The 1,285-nt window shown below is 65.5% G+C and carries 2 protein-coding genes; both read right to left on the bottom strand.

Annotated features, from left to right (window positions below; translation table 11 throughout):
• A partial coding sequence (locus EOD07_RS34735; RefSeq protein WP_164772860.1) for an AzlD family protein occupies window positions 1-277 on the bottom strand: 277 nt, incomplete at its 3' end.
• Window positions 274-1,002: an AzlC family ABC transporter permease gene (locus tag EOD07_RS34740; RefSeq protein ID WP_071031695.1), complete on the bottom strand. Its 729-nt coding sequence runs from the start codon at window positions 1,000-1,002 to the stop codon at window positions 274-276. The genes EOD07_RS34740 and EOD07_RS34735, both read right to left, overlap by 4 nt.
• Window positions 1,003-1,285 lie beyond the last annotated feature (283 nt).

A 1,285-nucleotide genomic window follows, 5' to 3' on the forward strand; every position in this document is an offset into this window, starting at 1 on the left:
CCACGCCAAAACCCGCCGCGCCCGCCAAGAACATCGCCATCAGCCCGCCGCGCAGCGACACCAGCACGGTGACGATCAGCGCCGCCCATTCCGCCGGTCCGGCATGCAGCAGCTCCGGCGCGACGAGTGTCGTCAGCACCGCGGCCGGCACGGCGTTCAAGCCCGCCTCGACGCGTGGATGGATGGTCTCGAAGCGCGAGATGACGAGGTGGCCGCCGACGCGGGTCAGATAGGTGGCGATCGCGCCGGCCAGGATGATCCAGAAGGTGGTGCTCATGGCCGCTTGCCCACGCCGCTGTGATGCGGCGGCAGGATCACCGCCAGGAGAACGCCGGCGAGCGCACCTATCGAGACATGCCAGGGCGAGCCGACAGTCCGATAGGCGATGATCGAGGCGACGGCGCTGGCGGCGACGACGGGGGCCCACAGCGGCCGCTTGCGGAAGCCGAGCACCAGGCCGAGGAAATAGATCGGCAAAAGGAAATCGATGCCCAGCGCATGCGTGTCCGGGATCATCTTGCCGAAGACCGCGCCCAGCCCGCTTTCGATCACCCAGAACACGTAGACCGGCAGGCCGAGCCCCAGATACCAGACGAAGCCGACGGGACGGCCGGACTCCGCCCTCGCCTCGGCGATGGCGAATTGAGGGTCGGTCAGGATGAAATAGCCGGCGGCCTGCTGCAGCAGCGGCCAATGCGCGATGCGCCGGCCGATGCCGGCCGAATAGAGCACATGTCGGAAATTCACCGCGAAGATCGACAGCACGATCAGCCATGGCGCGACGTGCTGGCCGAACAGCTCGATACCGACCATCTGGCTGGCGCCGCCATAGATCATGGCGCTCATCAGGAAGGCTTCGAGCACCGAGAAACCATTGTCGACGGCGATCGCGCCGAACAGGATCGCGAACGGCGCAGATGCGACGACGACCGGCGTGGACAATCGCACGCCATCCCAGAAATCGCCGCCGGCCCTGCTCTCAGAGATTGCTTCCGCCGTCATCAAGCCGCTCCTAGTGCACGTCGCCCAGAAGTGCGCAGCGGTTCTGGGACAACGACATGCATCACTTAAAGCGCGTCGCCTGGATTCGTTCAGCGCGACGCTCTTTAGGCGGCCTCATGTAGGGAGCGTCGCCCCGCTTGTCACACCAATTCGCTTGACCCAGCGATCAGCGGAACTGATCGCCGGGTTGTGACGCGCCTATGGTTTGCTGGCTCAGCTGACGAAATAGCGCTGCCATTCGAAGTCGGTGATGTGCGAGGCCTGCCAGGCATCGAAGGCGGCC

The organism is Mesorhizobium sp. M2C.T.Ca.TU.002.02.1.1 (assembly GCF_003997225.1).

What these genes read in the sequence shown, in the direction of transcription:
- EOD07_RS34740 (WP_071031695.1), bottom strand. Translation starts at nt 1,002, where the DNA reads ATGACGGCGGAAGCAATCTCTGAGAGCAGGGCCGGCGGCGATTTCTGG.